General features: G+C 70.6%; 14 protein-coding genes. 4 read left to right on the top strand and 10 right to left on the bottom strand.

Annotated features, from left to right (window positions below):
- Positions 1 to 8 precede the first annotated feature (8 nt).
- The 6 genes from AC27IY_RS42135 to AC27IY_RS42110 form a co-directional block, all read right to left on the bottom strand.
- Positions 9 to 1,289, bottom strand: coding sequence for a thymidine phosphorylase (locus AC27IY_RS42135; protein WP_487181462.1), 1,281 nt, complete (start codon positions 1,287 to 1,289; stop codon positions 9 to 11).
- Positions 1,289 to 1,690 (bottom strand): cytidine deaminase, encoded by a 402-nt coding sequence (locus tag AC27IY_RS42130; RefSeq protein WP_091090459.1) that lies wholly within the window; start codon positions 1,688 to 1,690, stop codon positions 1,289 to 1,291. The genes AC27IY_RS42135 and AC27IY_RS42130 overlap by 1 nt, the downstream gene beginning before the upstream one ends.
- Positions 1,687 to 2,967, bottom strand: coding sequence for an ABC transporter permease (locus tag AC27IY_RS42125; protein WP_423443267.1), 1,281 nt, complete (start codon positions 2,965 to 2,967; stop codon positions 1,687 to 1,689). Before AC27IY_RS42125 ends, AC27IY_RS42130 begins: the two co-directional genes overlap by 4 nt.
- Entirely contained in the window at positions 2,964 to 4,109 is a 1,146-nt protein-coding gene (locus tag AC27IY_RS42120) for an ABC transporter permease (RefSeq protein ID WP_423474026.1), read from the bottom strand. Before AC27IY_RS42120 ends, AC27IY_RS42125 begins: the two co-directional genes overlap by 4 nt.
- A complete protein-coding gene (locus AC27IY_RS42115; RefSeq protein ID WP_487181461.1) occupies positions 4,109 to 5,719 on the bottom strand; it encodes an ABC transporter ATP-binding protein in 1,611 nt (536 codons plus the stop codon). The genes AC27IY_RS42120 and AC27IY_RS42115 overlap by 1 nt, the downstream gene beginning before the upstream one ends.
- Before the next feature lie 83 nt (positions 5,720 to 5,802).
- Positions 5,803 to 6,873, bottom strand: coding sequence for a BMP family lipoprotein (locus tag AC27IY_RS42110; RefSeq protein WP_364461652.1), 1,071 nt, complete (start codon positions 6,871 to 6,873; stop codon positions 5,803 to 5,805).
- A gap of 260 nt (positions 6,874 to 7,133) precedes the next feature.
- On the opposite strand from AC27IY_RS42110, the gene AC27IY_RS42105 reads away from it, so the two are divergent.
- Complete coding sequence (locus AC27IY_RS42105) at positions 7,134 to 9,017, top strand: Xaa-Pro dipeptidyl-peptidase (RefSeq protein ID WP_487181460.1); 1,884 nt, start codon at positions 7,134 to 7,136, stop codon at positions 9,015 to 9,017.
- On the opposite strand, the gene AC27IY_RS42100 is transcribed toward AC27IY_RS42105, so the two are convergent.
- The gene (locus tag AC27IY_RS42100) at positions 8,998 to 10,224 is read right to left on the bottom strand and encodes a M20 family metallopeptidase (RefSeq protein ID WP_364461646.1); all 1,227 of its coding nucleotides are present in this window, start codon (positions 10,222 to 10,224) and stop codon (positions 8,998 to 9,000) included. The genes AC27IY_RS42105 and AC27IY_RS42100 overlap by 20 nt on opposite strands.
- A gap of 542 nt (positions 10,225 to 10,766) precedes the next feature.
- Here AC27IY_RS42100 and AC27IY_RS42095 point away from each other — a divergent pair.
- Positions 10,767 to 12,119: a peptide ligase PGM1-related protein gene (locus AC27IY_RS42095; protein ID WP_487181459.1), complete on the top strand. Its 1,353-nt coding sequence runs from the start codon at positions 10,767 to 10,769 to the stop codon at positions 12,117 to 12,119.
- Here AC27IY_RS42095 and AC27IY_RS42090 read toward each other — a convergent pair.
- Positions 12,106 to 12,300, bottom strand: coding sequence for an SCO4848 family membrane protein (locus tag AC27IY_RS42090; RefSeq protein WP_344216939.1), 195 nt, complete (start codon positions 12,298 to 12,300; stop codon positions 12,106 to 12,108). The genes AC27IY_RS42095 and AC27IY_RS42090 overlap by 14 nt on opposite strands.
- 84 nt (positions 12,301 to 12,384) lie before the next feature.
- Here AC27IY_RS42090 and AC27IY_RS42085 point away from each other — a divergent pair, with 84 nt between their 5' ends.
- The gene (locus AC27IY_RS42085; RefSeq protein WP_487181458.1) at positions 12,385 to 13,512 is read left to right on the top strand and encodes a D-alanyl-D-alanine carboxypeptidase family protein; all 1,128 of its coding nucleotides are present in this window, start codon (positions 12,385 to 12,387) and stop codon (positions 13,510 to 13,512) included.
- Here AC27IY_RS42085 and AC27IY_RS42080 read toward each other — a convergent pair.
- Complete coding sequence (locus tag AC27IY_RS42080; protein WP_487181457.1) at positions 13,501 to 14,454, bottom strand: YihY/virulence factor BrkB family protein; 954 nt, start codon at positions 14,452 to 14,454, stop codon at positions 13,501 to 13,503. The genes AC27IY_RS42085 and AC27IY_RS42080 overlap by 12 nt on opposite strands.
- A 97-nt stretch (positions 14,455 to 14,551) precedes the next feature.
- Complete coding sequence (locus AC27IY_RS42075) at positions 14,552 to 15,406, bottom strand: haloalkane dehalogenase (RefSeq protein ID WP_487181456.1); 855 nt, start codon at positions 15,404 to 15,406, stop codon at positions 14,552 to 14,554.
- 80 nt (positions 15,407 to 15,486) lie between these two features.
- Here AC27IY_RS42075 and AC27IY_RS42070 point away from each other — a divergent pair, with 80 nt between their 5' ends.
- Positions 15,487 to 15,951, top strand: a complete 465-nt coding sequence (locus tag AC27IY_RS42070; protein WP_423474016.1) for a MarR family winged helix-turn-helix transcriptional regulator — start codon at positions 15,487 to 15,489, stop codon at positions 15,949 to 15,951.
- The last annotated feature ends 5 nt before the right edge of the window (positions 15,952 to 15,956 follow it).

The raw sequence follows: 15,956 nt of genomic DNA, 5'->3' as shown, positions 1-15,956 counted from the left end.
GGGGAGGGCTACGCGGCGGTGACCCGGTCGATGACCAGGGGCAGGTGGTCCGCGGCGGCGGCGCTCACCGCGTAACCGCCGTCCAGCGCCTCAAGGGCGCGCTCGAAGCGGGACGCCTCGTCGGCGTGCAGGGTCAGCAGCGGCTGACCGGCCCGCACCGGGTCGCCGGGCTTGGCGTGCAGGGTGACGCCCGCGCCGAACGACACCGGGTCCTCCTTGCGGGCCCGTCCGGCGCCGAGCCGCCAGGCGGCCAGGCCCACCGCGTACGCGTCCAGCCGGCTCAGCACCCCGGAACCGGGCGCCTCCACGGTCAGGCTCTCGGCGGCGCGCGGCAGCGCGGCGTCCGGGTCGCCGCCCTGGGCGGTGATCATCCGCCGCCAGGCGTCCATGGCCGAGCCGTCCTGGAGCGCCTTCGCCGGGTCCTTGGCCCCGGACACCCCGGCGGCCTCCAGCATCTCCCGCGCCAGCCGCACAGTCAGCTCCACCACGTCCTCGGGCCCGCCGCCGGCCAGGACCTCGACGGACTCCTCGACCTCCAGCGCGTTGCCCACGGCCCGCCCGAGCGGCCGGTCCATGGCGGTCAGCAGCGCGACCGTGCGGACCCCCGCGTCGGTGCCGAGCGCGACCATGGTCTCGGCCAGCTCGCGGGCGGTCGTGACGTCCTTCATGAACGCCCCGGAGCCCACCTTGACGTCGAGGACCAGCGAGCCCGTGCCCTCGGCGATCTTCTTCGACATGATCGACGAGGCGATGAGCGGGATGGACTCGACGGTGCCGGTGACGTCGCGGAGCGCGTACAGCTTCTTGTCCGCGGGGGCCAGCCCCGAGCCGGCCGCGCACACGACGGCGCCCGCCGTGCGCAGCACGTCCAGCATCTCGTCGTTGGAGAGCGAGGCCCGCCAGCCGGGGATGGACTCCAGCTTGTCGAGCGTGCCGCCGGTGTGGCCGAGGCCACGCCCGGACAGCTGCGGCACGTACGCCCCGCAGGCCGCCACGAGCGGCGCCAGCGGCAGCGTGATCTTGTCGCCGACGCCGCCGGTCGAGTGCTTGTCGGCGGTCGGCCGGTCCAGCGCCGACCAGTCCATCCGCTCGCCCGAGCGGATCATGGCCTGCGTCCAGTCGGCGATCTCGCGCCGGTTCATGCCGTTGAGCAGGACGGCCATGGCCAGCGCGGACATCTGCTCGTCGGCCACGTCGCCGCGCGTGTAGGCGGCGATCACCCAGTCGATCTGGGCCGTGGTCAGCTCGCCGCGGTCGCGCTTGGCGCGGATGACCTCGATCGCGTCCATCAGGAGCTCCGGCTGAGGTCCTGCGGCCCGAACGCGTACGGCAGGATCTCCGTCATCGTCTTGGGACCGTCGACGGTCTCGACCAGCAGGTCGTCGCCGCCGAACTCGTAGAGGAGCTGACGGCAGCGCCCGCACGGCATCAGCAGCTCGCCGTGGCCGTCCACGCAGGTGAAGGCCACGAGCCGGCCGCCGCCGGTGCGCTGCAGCTCCGACACGAGCCCGCACTCGGCGCACAGGCCGACGCCGTAGGAGGCGTTCTCGACGTTGCACCCGGTGACGACCCGCCCGTCGTCGACGAGGGCGGCCGCCCCCACCGGGAACTTCGAGTAGGGCGCGTACGCGTACCGCATGGCCTCGGCCGCGGCCTCACGCAGCGGCTCCCATTGGATGTGCTCGCTCAATGCTGTTCCCCCCGGCGGTAACGCACGCCGTCGGCCTTGGGCATCCGCAGCCGTTGCGAAGCCACCAGCAGCACGAGCAGCGTGAGCACGTGTGGTGTGATGTAGACGAACTCGTTCGGAAGCCGCTCGACGGTCAGCCAGAGCCAGAACAGCACGATCATACCGAGGGCGGCGAACGCCATCCGTACATACTGCCGGGAGGCGCCGGCGGCCAGGTCGGCGGGCCGGTCGGGCGCGGTCAGGCGGCGGATCTGGATCACCAGGTAGGCGAGCAGCAGCACCGCCCCGAACAGGAAGAAGGAGACCACGGCCTCCTTGCTGCGCAGTTGCAGGCCGTCGGCGTAGCCGAACAGCGCCGCGCCGGCCGCGAGACCGCCGGGACGCCAGTTGCCGAAGATCATGGTGGCCAGGCCGATGAAGCCGCGCCCCTGCGTCTGGCCCTCGACGTACTTGTTGGCGAAGAAGACCAGGAACACGCCGCCGAGTCCGGCGAACGCGCCGGAGATGACGACCGCGACGTACTTGATCCGGTAGACGTTGACGCCCAGCGACTCGGCCGCCCACGGGTTCTCCCCCGCCGAGCGCAGCCGCAGGCCGAAAGCGGTGTGCCAGAGCACAAAGTACGTCAGCGGCAGCAGCAGCACCGCCAGCACGACCAGCAGGTTGACCTCGTGCGTCAGACCGCGCAGCAGGCCGGCGAGGTCGGACAGCAGGAACCAGTGCGTGCTCTCCAGCTTGCCCAGCAGGTCGGGCCCGTCCGACAGCAGCGGCAGGCTCGGCGTGGGCGGCGGCGAGCTCATCGGCGGCGAGGTGGTGATGCCCGCGCCGGCGACCGAGGCCGGAGTGCCCTCCTTGTAGAGCACTTCGGACAGGAAGCGGGTGACGCCGGGGCCGAGCAGGTTGATGGCGACGCCGCTGATGATGTGGTCGACGCCGAAGGAGATGGTGGCGACGGCGTGGATGAGCCCGCCGATCGCGCCGGCTAGCAGACCGGCGACGAGCGCGGCCCACGGGCCCCACTGGTAGCCCGCCCAGCCGGCGGACCAGGTGCCCAGCACCATCATGCCTTCGAGACCGATGTTCACCACGCCGGCCCGTTCGGCCCAGAGGCCGCCGAGCCCGGCGAGGCCGATGGGCACGGCCAGCAGCAGGGCCGCGGAGAACATGCCGGACGAGGTGATGTCCTCGTAACCGGTGATGACCCGCACCAGCGACACCACCACCAGGAGCGCGGCGACGCCGATGAGCGTCAGGTGGTATTTGCGTACCCTGGTCATGCGGTCACCTCAACCGGATCCTTGTCCCTGCCGAGCTGCTGCGCCGCCCGGCGCTCCTCCATGCGCAGCGCCAGCCGCTTCGTGACCTCGTTGGCGATCACGACCAGCAGCACGGTCACCGCCTGGATGATGGTGACCACCGACGCCGGCACCCCGGCGAACTGCAGCGAGCCCTGCGCCCGGTCGAGGAAGGCGAACAGCAGCGCGGCGAACGCGATGCCGACCGGCTTGTTGCGGCCGAGCAGCGCCACGGCGATGCCGAGGAAGCCGAGGCCCGCGGTGAAGTTGGAGTTGAACGCGCCCTTGTCGCCGAGGATCTCGGGCAGGCCGATGAGCCCGGCGATGCCGCCGGACATGACCATCGCCGCGATGATCATCTTTTTGGGGTTGACGCCGGAGGCGAGCGCCGCCGGGCCGTTGAGCCCGCTGGCCTTGACGTCGAAGCCGAAGCGGGTGCGCTCCAGCACGATCCAGACGATCACGCCGAGCACGATCGCCACCAGCAGGAAGCCCTGCAGACCGCCGCCACGGGTGGGCGCGACCAGCCCGAACCAGTCGAAGAGGACGTTGAGGTTCGGGAACATGGCCGACTCCGGCAGCTCCGGAGTGGTCGTGGTGAGCTGCCCCGCCGCGCGCTCGCCCGCGAACGGCCCTCGCACCAGGTACGACGTCAGGTTGATGGCGATGTAGTTGAGCATGATCGTGGCGATGACCTCGTTCACGCCCCTGGTCACCTTCATGACCGCGGGGATGAGCGCGTAGAGGCCGCCGGTGGCCGCCGCCACGATGATGATCACCGCGATCTGGATCGGCGCGGGCGCGGTGAACGTGGAGCCCACGTAGGCCGCGACGATCGCGGCGAGCCGGTACTGGCCCTCCACGCCGATGTTGAAGAGGTTCATGCGGAAGCCGACGGCCACGGCCAGCCCGGCGATGAACAGCGGCACCGCCCGGTTGATGAAGGTCGCGATGCCGTTCGACTGGGCCCGCCCGACGTCGCCGAAGTTGAAGAAGGCGGCGAAGGCGTCCAGCGGGCTGGCGCCCGCCGCGAGGATCGCCACGCTGGAGATCGCGATGGCCAGCACGATCGCGATGACGACGCCGGTCACGGTGAGCAGCGCCCGGTTGAGCCCCGCGGGCATCACGTCTCCTCAGTGCCGGCGATGGCGCCGGTCATGTAGCCGCCCAGCCGCTCGGGCGTGATGTCGGACGGGTCGAGCGTGGCCACGAGGCGCCCGCGGTAGATGACCCGGATGGTGTCGGACAGGCCGATCAGCTCGTCGAGGTCGGCGGAGATCAGCAGCACGGCGAGGCCGGCGGCGCGGGCGTTGCGGAGGTGGTCCCAGATGGCGGCCTGCGCGCCGACGTCCACGCCGCGGGTGGGGTGCGCGGCGATGAGGAACTTGGGCTCGCCGCTCATCTCGCGGCCGACGATGAGCTTCTGCTGGTTGCCGCCGGACAGCGCGAGCGCCAGGGTCTCGACGCCCGGGGTGCGGACGTCGTAGTCCTTGACGATGCGCTCGGTGTCGTTCCTGGCGGCGCGCCGGTCGATCCAGATGCCCTTCCTTGCGGGCTTCCTGGTCTGGTGGCCGAGCACCCGGTTCTCCCAGAGCGAGGCCTCCAGGAGCAGTCCCTGGCGGTGGCGGTCCTCGGGGATGTAGCCGATGCCGGCCTCGCGGCGGCGCAGCGTCGGCCAGGAGCTCACGTCGTGCTCGCCGAGCGTGATCGTGCCGTGCGCGGCGCGGATGCCCATGATGGCTTCGATCAGCTCGGACTGGCCGTTGCCCTCGACGCCGGCGATGCCGAGGATCTCGCCCTCGTGGATGTCGAACGACACGTCGTCCAGCAGCAGCCGCTTGCCGTCGGCGCGCAGCGTGGCGACGTACTCCTCCGCAGGGACGCCCTTGGGCGCGGGGTGGTGGCCGTCGGCCTCCACCGTGAGGTGCGCGACCCGGAACGCCGTCCGGTCGGTCACGGTGGACTCGCGGGTCTCGGGGGTGGGCAGCTCGCTGCCGACCATCAGCTCGGCGAGCTGGCGGGCGCTGGTCACCTCGGCGCGCGGCATGGCGGCGACGGTGGTGCCGCGCCGGATCACGGTGATCGCGTCGGCGATGCCGAGCACCTCGTCGAGCTTGTGGGAGATGAAGATGACGGTCAGGCCCTCGGCCTTGAGCTCGCGCAGGTTCTGGAAGAGCTCCTCGACCTCCTGGGGCACCAGGACGGCCGTCGGCTCGTCGAGGATGAGGATGCGGGCGCCCCGGTAGAGCACCTTGAGGATCTCGACCCGCTGGCGGTCGCCGACGCCGAGGTCCTCCACGAGCCGGTCGGGGTCGACGCGCAGGCCGTGCGTCTCGGCCAGCTCCGCGATGCGGGCGCGGGCCCTGCCGGTGTCGAGCAGCCCGGCCCGGGTGGGTTCGGCGCCGAGAACGATGTTCTCCAGCACGGTGAGGTTGTCGGCCAGCATGAAGTGCTGGTGCACCATGCCGATGCCGACGGCGATGGCGTCGCTCGGCGAGCGGAAGCTCACTTCCTCGCCGTTCACCTTGATGGTGCCCTCGTCCGGCTTCTGCATGCCGTAGAGGATCTTCATCAGGGTGGACTTGCCCGCGCCGTTCTCGCCCACGATGGCGTGCACCGTCCCGGGTGCGACGGTGATGCGGATGTCATGGTTGGCGACGACACCGGGGAAACGCTTGGTGATGCCCTCCAGCTCTACGGCGGGTCGCGCCGTGGCCAGGGTGTCAGCACTCATTTCGCCTCTCCTAGGAGCAGGGCGGAGGTAGACGAGAGGGCCCGAAGCTGACTCCGGGCCCTCGATGTCGGTCCTGCCCAGGGTTACGGCTTGGCCGGAACCGTGATCTTGCCGTCGACGATGTCCTTCTTGGCAGCGTCGAGCTTGTCCTTGATGTCGTCGATCTCGCCACCGGTGGTGGAGAGGCCCACGCCGTCGACCTTCAGGTCGTAGACGGTGTCGGTGCCGCCCTTGGCGCCGCCCTGGATGGCCTTGATGAACTCGAAGACGCCGACGTCGACGCGCTTCAGCATCGAGGTCATGATGACGCTCTGGAGGTCGGTCTCCTTGACCGTCTGGCGCTGGTCGGAGTCGACGCCGATGGCCTTCTTCTTGGCCGCGGCCGCCGCCTGGAACACGCCGAGGCCGGAGTCGCCGGAGGCGTGGTAGACGATGTCCGCGCCGTCCTGGTACATCTTCTCGGCCGCGATCTTGCCCTTGTCGGGGGCCTTGAAGCCGGAGAAGTCGCCGTCGGGGCTGATGTACGTGACGTCGATCTTGGCGTCCGCCTTGACCGACTTCACACCCGCCTCGAAGCCTGCCTGGAACTTCTTGATCAGGTCGTTCTCGACGCCGCCGACGAAGCCGACGTGGCCTTCCTTCGACTTGAGCGCGGCCGCGACGCCCGCCAGGTAGGAGCCCTGCTCCTCGGCGAACAGCAGGCCGGTCACGTTGGGCCCGTTGGAGGCGGAGTCGACGACCGCGAACTGGATGTCCGGGTATTCCTCGGCCGTCTTCTTGATGTCATCGCCGTAGGCGAAGCCCACGCCGATGATCGGGTTGTAGCCCGCGTCGGCGAGCTGACGCAGCAGGTCGCCGCGGTTGGAGCCGTCGGCCGCGGGGCTCAGCTCCTTGATCTCGGCGCCGAGCTCCGTCTTGGCCTTCTCCAGGCCCGCGTACGCCGCGTCGTTGAAGGACTTGTCACCGCGCCCGCCAATGTCGAAGGCCAGGCCGACCTTGAGCGCGCCCTTCGCCGCCTCGCTGGAGGCGCCGGCGCTGCTCGGCGCCTCGCTGGCCGTGGTTCCCCCGCTGTCGCCGCCGCAGGCGGCCGCTGCCATGAGCATGACGCCGGCCACGGAGCCGAGCGCCATCCTGTTGAATCGCTTGCCGAGCAAGGCGACTCCCTTCCATTTCCCCGCCGTCGGGTTCATCGCAGGCGCGAATAAACGTACGGCACCTGCACGGAAGATAGTTGCTTGACCAGGGCAGACCAAACCGGCGCACAGGGTCGCAACCGCTCCGTTATCGACATCAAGCGCGACCGTGACCTGAGGTCCGCGCCAGCGAACACGCTAGCGGGGCTGTGATGTTTTGCCCAACTTTGGGGCGGGAATCACCTCTTGCTTGACGGCCGATCTTGGCGGAGATTCCAAGCATGCCCTCCCGTAAGGCACTGGCCGTGCCGCTCGCCGCGCTCCTCGTCGCGGCTCTGACCGGCACCACCCCCGCCGCAGCAGCAGACACCCCCACGATCAAGGTCGAGAACAACGCGACCCAGCCGGTCTTCTCCCGGGCCGACGCCGTCAAGCAGACCGTGTACGTCGAGGTCGCCGGCACCGACAGCGACAACGACGGCGCCCCCGACCGGGTCGCCGTCGACATCCTGCGTCCCAAGGAGACCGACGCCGGGCTCAAGGTCCCGGTCATCATGGAGGCCAGCCCGTACTACGCGGGCGGCAACGACGTCGCCAACCACACCGTGGACGTGGACGAGAACGGCAACCCGCTCCCCACGCTCAGGTCGCTGTCGAGCAAGCTCGCCGCCGAGCCCTTCGCCGGCTACTACGACAACTACTTCCTGCCCCGCGGCTACGCCATCGCCCTGGTGGAGAACCTCGGCAGCGGCCGGGCCACCGGCTGCCCGACCTCCGGCGACCGCAACGAGACCGCGGGCCCGAAGGCCGCGATCGACTGGCTCAACGGCCGCGCCCGCGGCTTCGACGCCGACGGCAACCCGGTCGCGGCCACCTGGTCCACCGGCAAGGTCGGCATGATCGGCGTCTCCTACAACGGCACCCTGCCCAACGCCGTCGCCGCGACCGGCGTCGAGGGGCTGAAGACGATCGTCCCGATCGCCGCGATCTCCAGCTGGTACGACTACTACCGCGCCAACGGCGGCGTCGTGGCCCCCGGCGGCTTCCAGGGCGAGGACCTGGACGTGCTCGCCAAATACGTCCTGACCAGGCAGAACGGCCAGGAGGCGTGCGGCGCGCTGATCGACTCCATCACCACGGGCCAGGACCGGATCACCGGCGACTACAGCCCGCTCTGGGACGCCCGCAACTACCTCGACGACGTGAACAAGGTCAAGGCCAGCGTCTTCGTCGTGCACGGGCTGAACGACTGGAACGTCAAGACCAAGCAGTTCGCCCAGTGGTGGTACGCCCTGGCCAAGCGGCACGTGCCGCGCAAGATCTGGCTGCACCAGGGCACGCACATGAACCCGTTCTCGCTGCGCACCGCCGAGTGGCTGCGCCAGCTCCACGGCTGGTTCGACTACTGGCTGCACGGCATCGACTCGGGCATCATGCGCGAGCCGCAGGCCGACGTCGAGATCGGCCCCGGCCAGTGGGGGCGGCACGCCTCGTGGCCGCTGCCCGGCACCGCGGCCGTCCCGCTCCACCTGGGCTCCGGCGGGCACCTGGGCCTGATGCCGCGGCCGCTGTCGCCGCGCGAGACGTTCACCGACCAGAAGACGAGGACGGCCGAGCAGCTCGTCGAGGCCACCGGCGCGGATCCGAACCGGCTCGCGTACACGACCGGTGAGCTGCCGGCCGACGTGCGGATCTCCGGGACGCCGACGGTGTCGGTGCGGGCCTCGGTGAAGGACGGCTCATCGCCGTACCTGACGGCGCTGCTCGTGGACTACGGCTCCGACGTCCGGGCCAACGGCACGCTGGTGCCGACGGGCGAGACGCTCTGTTACGGGCAGGGCGTTCCTGGCGACACCGGCTGCACCGCGCTGCGGACGCTCGGCACGGCCACGACCCCGTACAAGATCGTCACCCGGGGCTGGCTGGACGTGCGCAACCGCGTCCACGCGGACCGCACGCAACCGCTGCGTGCGGGCAAGGAGTACGACTTCACCTGGGACTTCCAGCCCACAGATCATGTGTTCAAGAAGGGCCACCGGCTGGGCCTGGTGATCATCTCCACCGACTACGACTACACCCTGCGCTACCCGCCGGGCACGACGTTCACGGTCGCGCCCGGCCGGTCGGCGCTGAAGCTGCCGGTGGTCACGCCAGCGCGCTGGTGACCGTCGAGTCGAGCGGCCCGACCTCCCACAGGGCGGTGAACGCGGTGGCGGCCATGACGCGCACGCCCATGGCGATCGCCTGCTCGTCCACGTCGAACGTGCCCTGGTGGATGTCGTAGGTGACGCCGTCGGGCGAGCGGGTGCCGAGGCGGGCGAACGCCCCGGGGACCGACTCGAGATACCAGGCGAAGTCCTCGCCGCCGAGCGACTGCTGGGTCGGGACGACCGCGCCCGCGCCCAGCACGCGCTCGGCGGCCTCGCCCAGCATCTCGACGCTGACCTCGTCGTTGACGACCGGCGGCACGCCGCGGGTGTAGTCCATGGTGGCCTCGATGCCGTAGGCGCTCGCGACCGACTCCAGCAGCGACTTGATCAGGTCGGGGGCGGCGTGCCAGGCCTCCTCGTCGAGGCAGCGCACGGTGCCCTCGGCCACGCCGTCGTCGGGGATCGCGTTGGCGGCCGAGCCGGCCTCGACGCGGCCCCAGACGAGGCTGAGCGAGGAGCGCGGGTCGACCCGGCGCGACAGCGCGGCGGGCAGCTCGGTGAGGATCTTGGCCAGCGCGAAGACGAGGTCGGCGGTCAGGTGGGGGCGGGCGGTGTGCCCGCCGGGGCCGGAGACCCGGACGGTCAGGCGGTCGCAGGCGGAGGTGATCGGGCCCACGCGCAGGCCGAGCTGGCCGACGTCCACCCGCGGGTCGCAGTGCAGGCCGAAGATGCGGTCCACGCCGCTGATGCCGCCGTGCGCCATGACCTCAAGGGCGCCGCCGGGGGCCTCCTCGGCCGGCTGGAAGATCAGCCGGACCCGGCCGGGCAGGAGGCCCGCCGCGGCCTGCTGGGCGAGGAAGAGCGAGGTGCCGAGCAGCACGGTCGTGTGCACGTCGTGGCCGCAGGCGTGGCAGACCCCCGGCACGGTCGAGCGGTAGGGCACGTCCTTCTCGTCCTGCAGCGGCAGCGCGTCGATGTCGGCGCGCAGGGCGATCGTGGGGCCGTCGCCGCTGCCGACGTCGCAGATCAGGCCGGTGCCCTTGGGCAGCACCCGCGGGCTCAGCCCGGCGGCGGTGAGCCGCTCGACGATGCGCTGTGTCGTGCGATATTCGGCGAAGGCCAGCTCGGGGTGCATGTGGAGGTCGCGGCGGAACGCCACGAGATCCTGCTCACTCTCGGCCAGGAACGCGTCGAGTTCGCCCCGCAGCTCACGTCCCCGCATATGTCACCACTCCGTCCCAATGCCGCGCGCCCTGGAATCAACTGAAGCCGGCGCGGCTAGTGCGCTGTCGTACTCGTCATCCCGCCGTGGGGCCGCCCCCCGGTCGAGCGGCCGACTCGGCGAATCAAAAAACACCCGCTGGTTCGGGTGCGTGAGATCGTCGGCATGGGCTTGCGTGCGTCGGTCGCGCTGCCGCTGTGCAGCCAGGGAGCACAGCGGTCGGCCGTGAGCCCGGTGGCGATGGTCTCGACTCTATCGCTCGTCCGCGGCTCCGCGCCGACAGATACACCAAAAGTTAGCCGACTGCAGGTCCGTAACCCCTGCTTGTCACCTTACGTGATGTTCCGCCTGGTCCGGAAATAGTCACAAGGGATCAGTAGATGGTGACCCGTCGTCGCTACTTCCAAACGTGGTGCGCGATTCCGAATCCTGTCACCTTCTGTCATGGTCATCACACTTCGCGGCTGGCTGTTTTTGGGGTGAATCGGTGTTTCACTCGCAATATGATCACTACTATCCCGTTCGGGGAGAAGTATGCTGGGTTGAGCATCTTCGAGCCGAGTGAGGGGACCCTGGTGGTCGTACCCTCGCTCTCCCTTCCCCAGGACGAGCTCCGCCGCATCAAGGCGGCCAGGTCCTACGAGGAGCGTTTGCTCTTCCTCCTGCTGACGCTCCGGGAACCCGGGGTAAAGGTGGTCTACCTCTCCTCCGCGCCCATCGATCCCGGCATCATCGACTACTACTTCTCGTTCCTGCCCGATCCTGACGACGCCGCCAAGCGCCTCACGCTGATCACGCTCGACGACCCCTGGTCCCAGCCGCTGACCAGGACCCTGCTCGGCCGTCCCGACGTGCTGGAGCAGCTGCGGGCGGAGATCGACGGCGACGCCTGTCTGGTGCCGTTCGTGCTGAGCGAGCTGGAGGAGGAGCTCGCCTCGTCACTCAACGTCCCCATCTACGGACCGGCCACCTCGTACGCCTACTACGGCTCCAAGAGCGGGGCCCGCGAGATCGGCCACGAGGCCGGCGTGCCCATGGCGCGCGGCTTCGGCGACCTGCGGACGCCGCTGGAGATCGAGGAGGCCGTCGAGGCCCTGCCGGGCGAGCGGGTGATCATCAAGCTCAACGACGCCTACTCGGGGCTGGGCAACGCCATCGTCACCAAGTCCGACCGGTCGCGGATCGACTTCTCGGCCGGCGACGAGACCTGGGAGGCGTTCTCCGCCAAGATCAGGGACCGGGGCGCGGTGGTGGAGGAGTACATCGAGCACCGGCCGCTCTACTACCCGAGCGCCCTCGCGGCCATCTCGCCGGGCGGCCACGCCCGCGTGCTGGCCACGCACGACCAGGTGCTCGGCGGCGACAGCGGCCAGGTCTACCAGGGCTGCACGTTCCCCGCGGCCCCCGAGTACCGCGCCGAGGTGGACGCGTCCGCCGGGCGCATCGCTCGGGTCCTCGCCGAGCGCGGCGTGGTGGGCGTGTTCGGCATGGACTTCTTCGCGCTCAAGGCCGATGCGGGCTACGCGGCGCTGCTGTGCGAGATCAACCTGCGCATCGGCGGCACCACGCACCCGTACGGCGCCGTCACGCTGACCACCGGCGCCGTCTACGACCCCGGCACCGGCCTGCTCATGGCCGGCGGCCAGCCGAAGTTCTACACCGCGACCGACAACTACGCCGCCGGCTGCCTGCGCGGCCGCACGCCCCGCGAGGTCATGCGGACGGCCGAGCGCCTCGGTCTCGGCTTCGACCACGAACGCCGCACCGGCAACGTCTTCCACCTGCTCGGCGCGATCCCCGAGCACGGCAAGCTGGGCTTCACCTCGATCGGCGACTCCAGACAGGAGGCCGACGAGCTGCACGCGCTCACCCGGCGCCTCCTCAGCGCACTCTGAGCGCGCGGACCCCGAGGAACATCAGCACCAGGCCGAGCACGATGTTGACCGCGATCAGGATGCCGTGGACCACGTAGAAGGCGGTGGGGTGACCGTCGGCCAGGTTGAAGCCGAGGTTGATCCATTCAAAGATCATGAACGCGCCCAGAGCGACGAGGAACGCGGCGATCTTTCGTGACATGACCATCTCTCTAGTATCGAAGGTGGATCTTCGGGGGATGTGTCGCCACATGGGCATTCATCCAGGGCTACGCTGAGACCCGCCATGTGGACCAAAACCGTACTGATCACGGCGTTCGTCACGTCGGCCTCGCTCACCGGCGGGACCGCGTACGCCGCCCCGGCCACCCCGGTGGGCGGTCCGGCGCTGGGCAGCCGTGGCCTGGTCGCCCCCGAGGGCGTCAAGAAGCCGCCCAAGACCAAGGCTACGTCGTACGTCATCGCGGACGTGGACACGGGCCAGGTGCTCGCCGCAAAGGACGCCCACGGGCGCTACCTGCCCGCCAGCACCCTGAAGACGCTGACCGCGCTCACCCTGATCCCGAAGCTGAACAAGAACCTCAGGATCCGGCCCAGCCAGAACGCCTGCAACCAGGAGGGCAGCGCGGTCGGGCTCACGCCGAAGGCCACCTACCGGGTCGAGGACCTGTTCAGGGGCCTGATGATGACCTCGGGCAACGACGCGGCCATGGCGCTCGCCGAGGTCAACGGCGGCCTGGCCAAGACCATGCGGGAGATGAACGAGGAGGCCAGGCGGCTGCAGGCGAACGACACCGTCGCCAAGACGCCGAGCGGCCTCGACAAGCCCGGCCAGAGCAGCTCGGCCTACGACCTGGCGCTCATCGCCCGCGCCGGCCTGGCCAATCCCGACTTCCTCCGCTACATCAGCACCAAGACGGCGAACTTCCCGGCCCCGAAGGGCAAGACGTACCAGATCAGCAACCACAACAAGCTGCTCTGGCGCTACCAGGGCATGATCGGCGTCAAGAACGGCTGGACCTCCAAGGCCCTCGGCAGCTTCGTCGGCGCGGCCACCCGCGGCGGCCACACGATCGTGGTGAGCGTCATGCGCCACGAGGGCTACTTCTGGGAGGAGGTCGGCGAGCTCATGGACTGGGGATTCTCGGTGCGGGGCAAGGTGACCCCGGTCGGGCAGCTCGTGGACCCGCTGCCGGCCCAGCAGCCGGCCGCGCCGCAGGCGCGGGCCTCCGGCGGCCCGGTCACCCAGGTGACCCCCGCCCAGCAGCCGCCGCTGCTGGACGCCGCCGCCCGGCAGCAGACCGACCGCACCAAGGCGATCGGGGCGGCCGTGATCGGCGGCGGGCTGCTGTTCGGGACCGTCTGGCTGGTGTACGGGATCCGCCGCCGACGCCGGGCCGGCTCACGTCTCTGAGCCCTCCTCCGACGGCCGCGTGATCGGCGAGGGCACCGGCGTGGGCGCGGGCGGCGGGCAGTAGCCGGCCGTGGCCGTCCAGGCGGCCACGTGCAGGACGAGCCGGGCCGAGAAGTTGATCCAGACGAGCAGGCCCACGATCACCGCGAACGTGCCGTAGACGGGGTTGCCGAGCGTCGTGGCGAGCAGCAGGGTGGCGAGCTGCTTGAGCACGCCGAACCCGATCGCGCCGATCACCGCTCCCTTGGCGATCACCTTGAACGGCTGGACCGGCTTGGCCACCCAGCCGAGCAGGATGACGAACAGCACCCAGTCGGCGGCGAGCCCGGCCACCACGCCCGCCAGCCGCAGCCCGAAGGTCGCCAGGGGCGACTCGCTGCCGAAGACGAGGTGCAGGACCTTGTCGGTCGCGCTGGTGGCGAACCCGCCGACCAGCACGGACGTGATCATGGCGATCCCGATCATCAGGAGCGAGGACAGGTCGCGCAGCTTGCCGACGAAGAAGTTGAGCGGCGGCTGGGTGGTCATGTAGATCTCGCGGAGCGCTCCGCGCAGGGCGTCCAGCGCGCCGAGCCCGGCGTAGAGCAGGCCGAGCAGGCCGATGACGCCGGCGGTCGCCTTGGCCTCGGCGATGGCCTTGAGGTTGAGCTGCTCGGCGATGCCGGGCAGCCGCTCGGTGATCGCGGCTTCGAGTGCCTGCCTGGTGGTCTCGCTGGTGGCCACCATGTAGCCGAGCACCGCGTACGCGAGCGCCACCAGCGGGAAGAACGACAGGAACGCGAAGTAGGTGACCGCGCCGGCCAGCCGGTCGCCGTTCTGGCCCTGGTAGCGCTGCACGCCGCGGATGAGGTGGTCGAGCGAGAGCCTGCGCACCCGCCAGTGGTCGACCGTCCGGCGCCCCCAGGCCCGGACCGCCTCGACGCGCCGCCACAGACTCGCCATTCCACGCCTCCAGGCCTCACCAGATCACGGTGGAGCATCTGCCCAGCCCGGCGCGCCGCACGCCCGCCGACCGGCGAGCCTACAGGCGCGGCGCCTGTCAGAGATCGTGGCGGGCGGCCCAGGCCGCGATCGCGGCGGCGATCTCGGCCGGCCGGTCCTCGGTGGCGTGGTGCCCGGCCGGGCCGAGGTGCAGGGTCTCCAGCGCCGCCATGTTGTCCGCGCACCACTCGGCCACTGCCGGGGTGATCAGCAGCGTCGGCGAGGAGTCGAAGGTGAGCAGCAGCTTCGGCACCTCGTCCGAGGCCCCCAGCCACTTGCCGAAGAAGGCCACCCGCTCGGCCACGTCGGCCGGCTCCCCGTCGAGCGGCAGCGAGCGCGCCCACTCCAGCAGCGGCCGGCGGCTCTCGCGCGTCGGGTAGGGCTCCAGGTAGGGCCGCAGGTCCTCCTCGCTCAAGGGCGTCAGCACACCGCCGGTGTAGGCGGAGCGGATGAGGAAGTCGCCGTCGAGCACCAGCTTCTCGCCCTCGGGGCCGCGGATGGTCTCGGCGCGGCTGCGCGGCGCCTCGCCCAGCTCGTCCAGGCTCGTCCCGCGGACGACCGCCTCCATGAGCGCCACGCCCCGCACCCGTTCCGGATGCCGGGCCGCCCAGTCGCAGGCGAGCGTGCCGCCCCAGTCGTGGCCGATGAGCACCACGTCCTCCAGGCCGAGCGCGTCGAACCAGGCGTCCAGGTAGCGGGCGTGGTCGCCGAAGCGGTAGGGCAGGTCGGGCTTGCCCGAGCGGCCCATGCCGATGAGGTCGGGGGCGAGCAGGCGGCGTCCCGGCGCGGCCACGCCGGGCAGCACGTCCCGCCACGCGCGGGAGGAGGAGGGGTTGCCGTGCAGGAAGACGAAGGGGACGCCCTCGTCGGAGTCCTCGTAGTGGAGGGAGGAGCCGAGCACGTCGATCATCATGACGTCAATCCGTTCGTGTGACTAACGTTTGTCGCACTAACGATAAGTCGTTAGGGCGACTAACGCAATAGGCTCTGCGCATGACGGACGACGACCCCATGGCGGGGCAGCCGACCCCGGCCGCCCTGCGCGCCCTGGCCAGCCGTACGTTGTCGCTGGTCGCGATGCAGTCCGACCGGATGGTCAACGAGGGCCTGGCCCGCCTGGACGCCCGCAAGTGGCACTACGCCGCGCTCGTGGCCCTGCGCGAGGGCGGGCCCGTCAGCCAGGCCGAGCTGAGCCGGCGCACCGGCATCTACCGCAGCGACCTGGTCGCGGTCATCAACGAGCTGGCCGAGCGCGGCCACGTCGAGCGCTCCCCCGACCCCGCCGACCGCCGCCGCAACGTCATCCGGCTCACGGCACGGGGCCGGGAACACCTCGACCGGCTCCAGGAGGTGGTCACCTCCCTCCAGGACGAGTTGCTGGCCCCGCTCACACCCGCCGAACGCGAGCAGTTTTCGGACCTGCTGACCCGCATTTATCAGCACCACGCGTGCCGCTGAACACG

This window comes from Nonomuraea sp. B208 (genome assembly GCF_057536035.1).
The sequence above is the reverse complement of the archived record's forward strand: the minus strand, read 5'-3'. Positions and strand labels throughout refer to the sequence as shown.

Excerpts from the sequence above, each read along its gene's own strand:
- AC27IY_RS42135 (WP_487181462.1), bottom strand. The coding sequence starts at position 1,289 with ATGGACGCGATCGAGGTCATCCGCGCCAAGCGCGACCGCGGCGAGCTG.
- AC27IY_RS42125 (WP_423443267.1), bottom strand. The coding sequence starts at position 2,967 with ATGACCAGGGTACGCAAATACCACCTGACGCTCATCGGCGTCGCCGCG.
- AC27IY_RS42120 (WP_423474026.1), bottom strand. The coding sequence starts at position 4,109 with ATGCCCGCGGGGCTCAACCGGGCGCTGCTCACCGTGACCGGCGTCGTC.
- AC27IY_RS42115 (WP_487181461.1), bottom strand. The coding sequence starts at position 5,719 with ATGAGTGCTGACACCCTGGCCACGGCGCGACCCGCCGTAGAGCTGGAG.
- AC27IY_RS42105 (WP_487181460.1), top strand. The coding sequence starts at position 7,134 with ATGCCCTCCCGTAAGGCACTGGCCGTGCCGCTCGCCGCGCTCCTCGTC.
- AC27IY_RS42100 (WP_364461646.1), bottom strand. The coding sequence starts at position 10,224 with ATGCGGGGACGTGAGCTGCGGGGCGAACTCGACGCGTTCCTGGCCGAG.
- AC27IY_RS42090 (WP_344216939.1), bottom strand. The coding sequence starts at position 12,300 with ATGTCACGAAAGATCGCCGCGTTCCTCGTCGCTCTGGGCGCGTTCATG.
- AC27IY_RS42085 (WP_487181458.1), top strand. The coding sequence starts at position 12,385 with ATGTGGACCAAAACCGTACTGATCACGGCGTTCGTCACGTCGGCCTCG.
- AC27IY_RS42080 (WP_487181457.1), bottom strand. The coding sequence starts at position 14,454 with ATGGCGAGTCTGTGGCGGCGCGTCGAGGCGGTCCGGGCCTGGGGGCGC.
- AC27IY_RS42075 (WP_487181456.1), bottom strand. The coding sequence starts at position 15,406 with ATGATGATCGACGTGCTCGGCTCCTCCCTCCACTACGAGGACTCCGAC.
- AC27IY_RS42070 (WP_423474016.1), top strand. The coding sequence starts at position 15,487 with ATGACGGACGACGACCCCATGGCGGGGCAGCCGACCCCGGCCGCCCTG.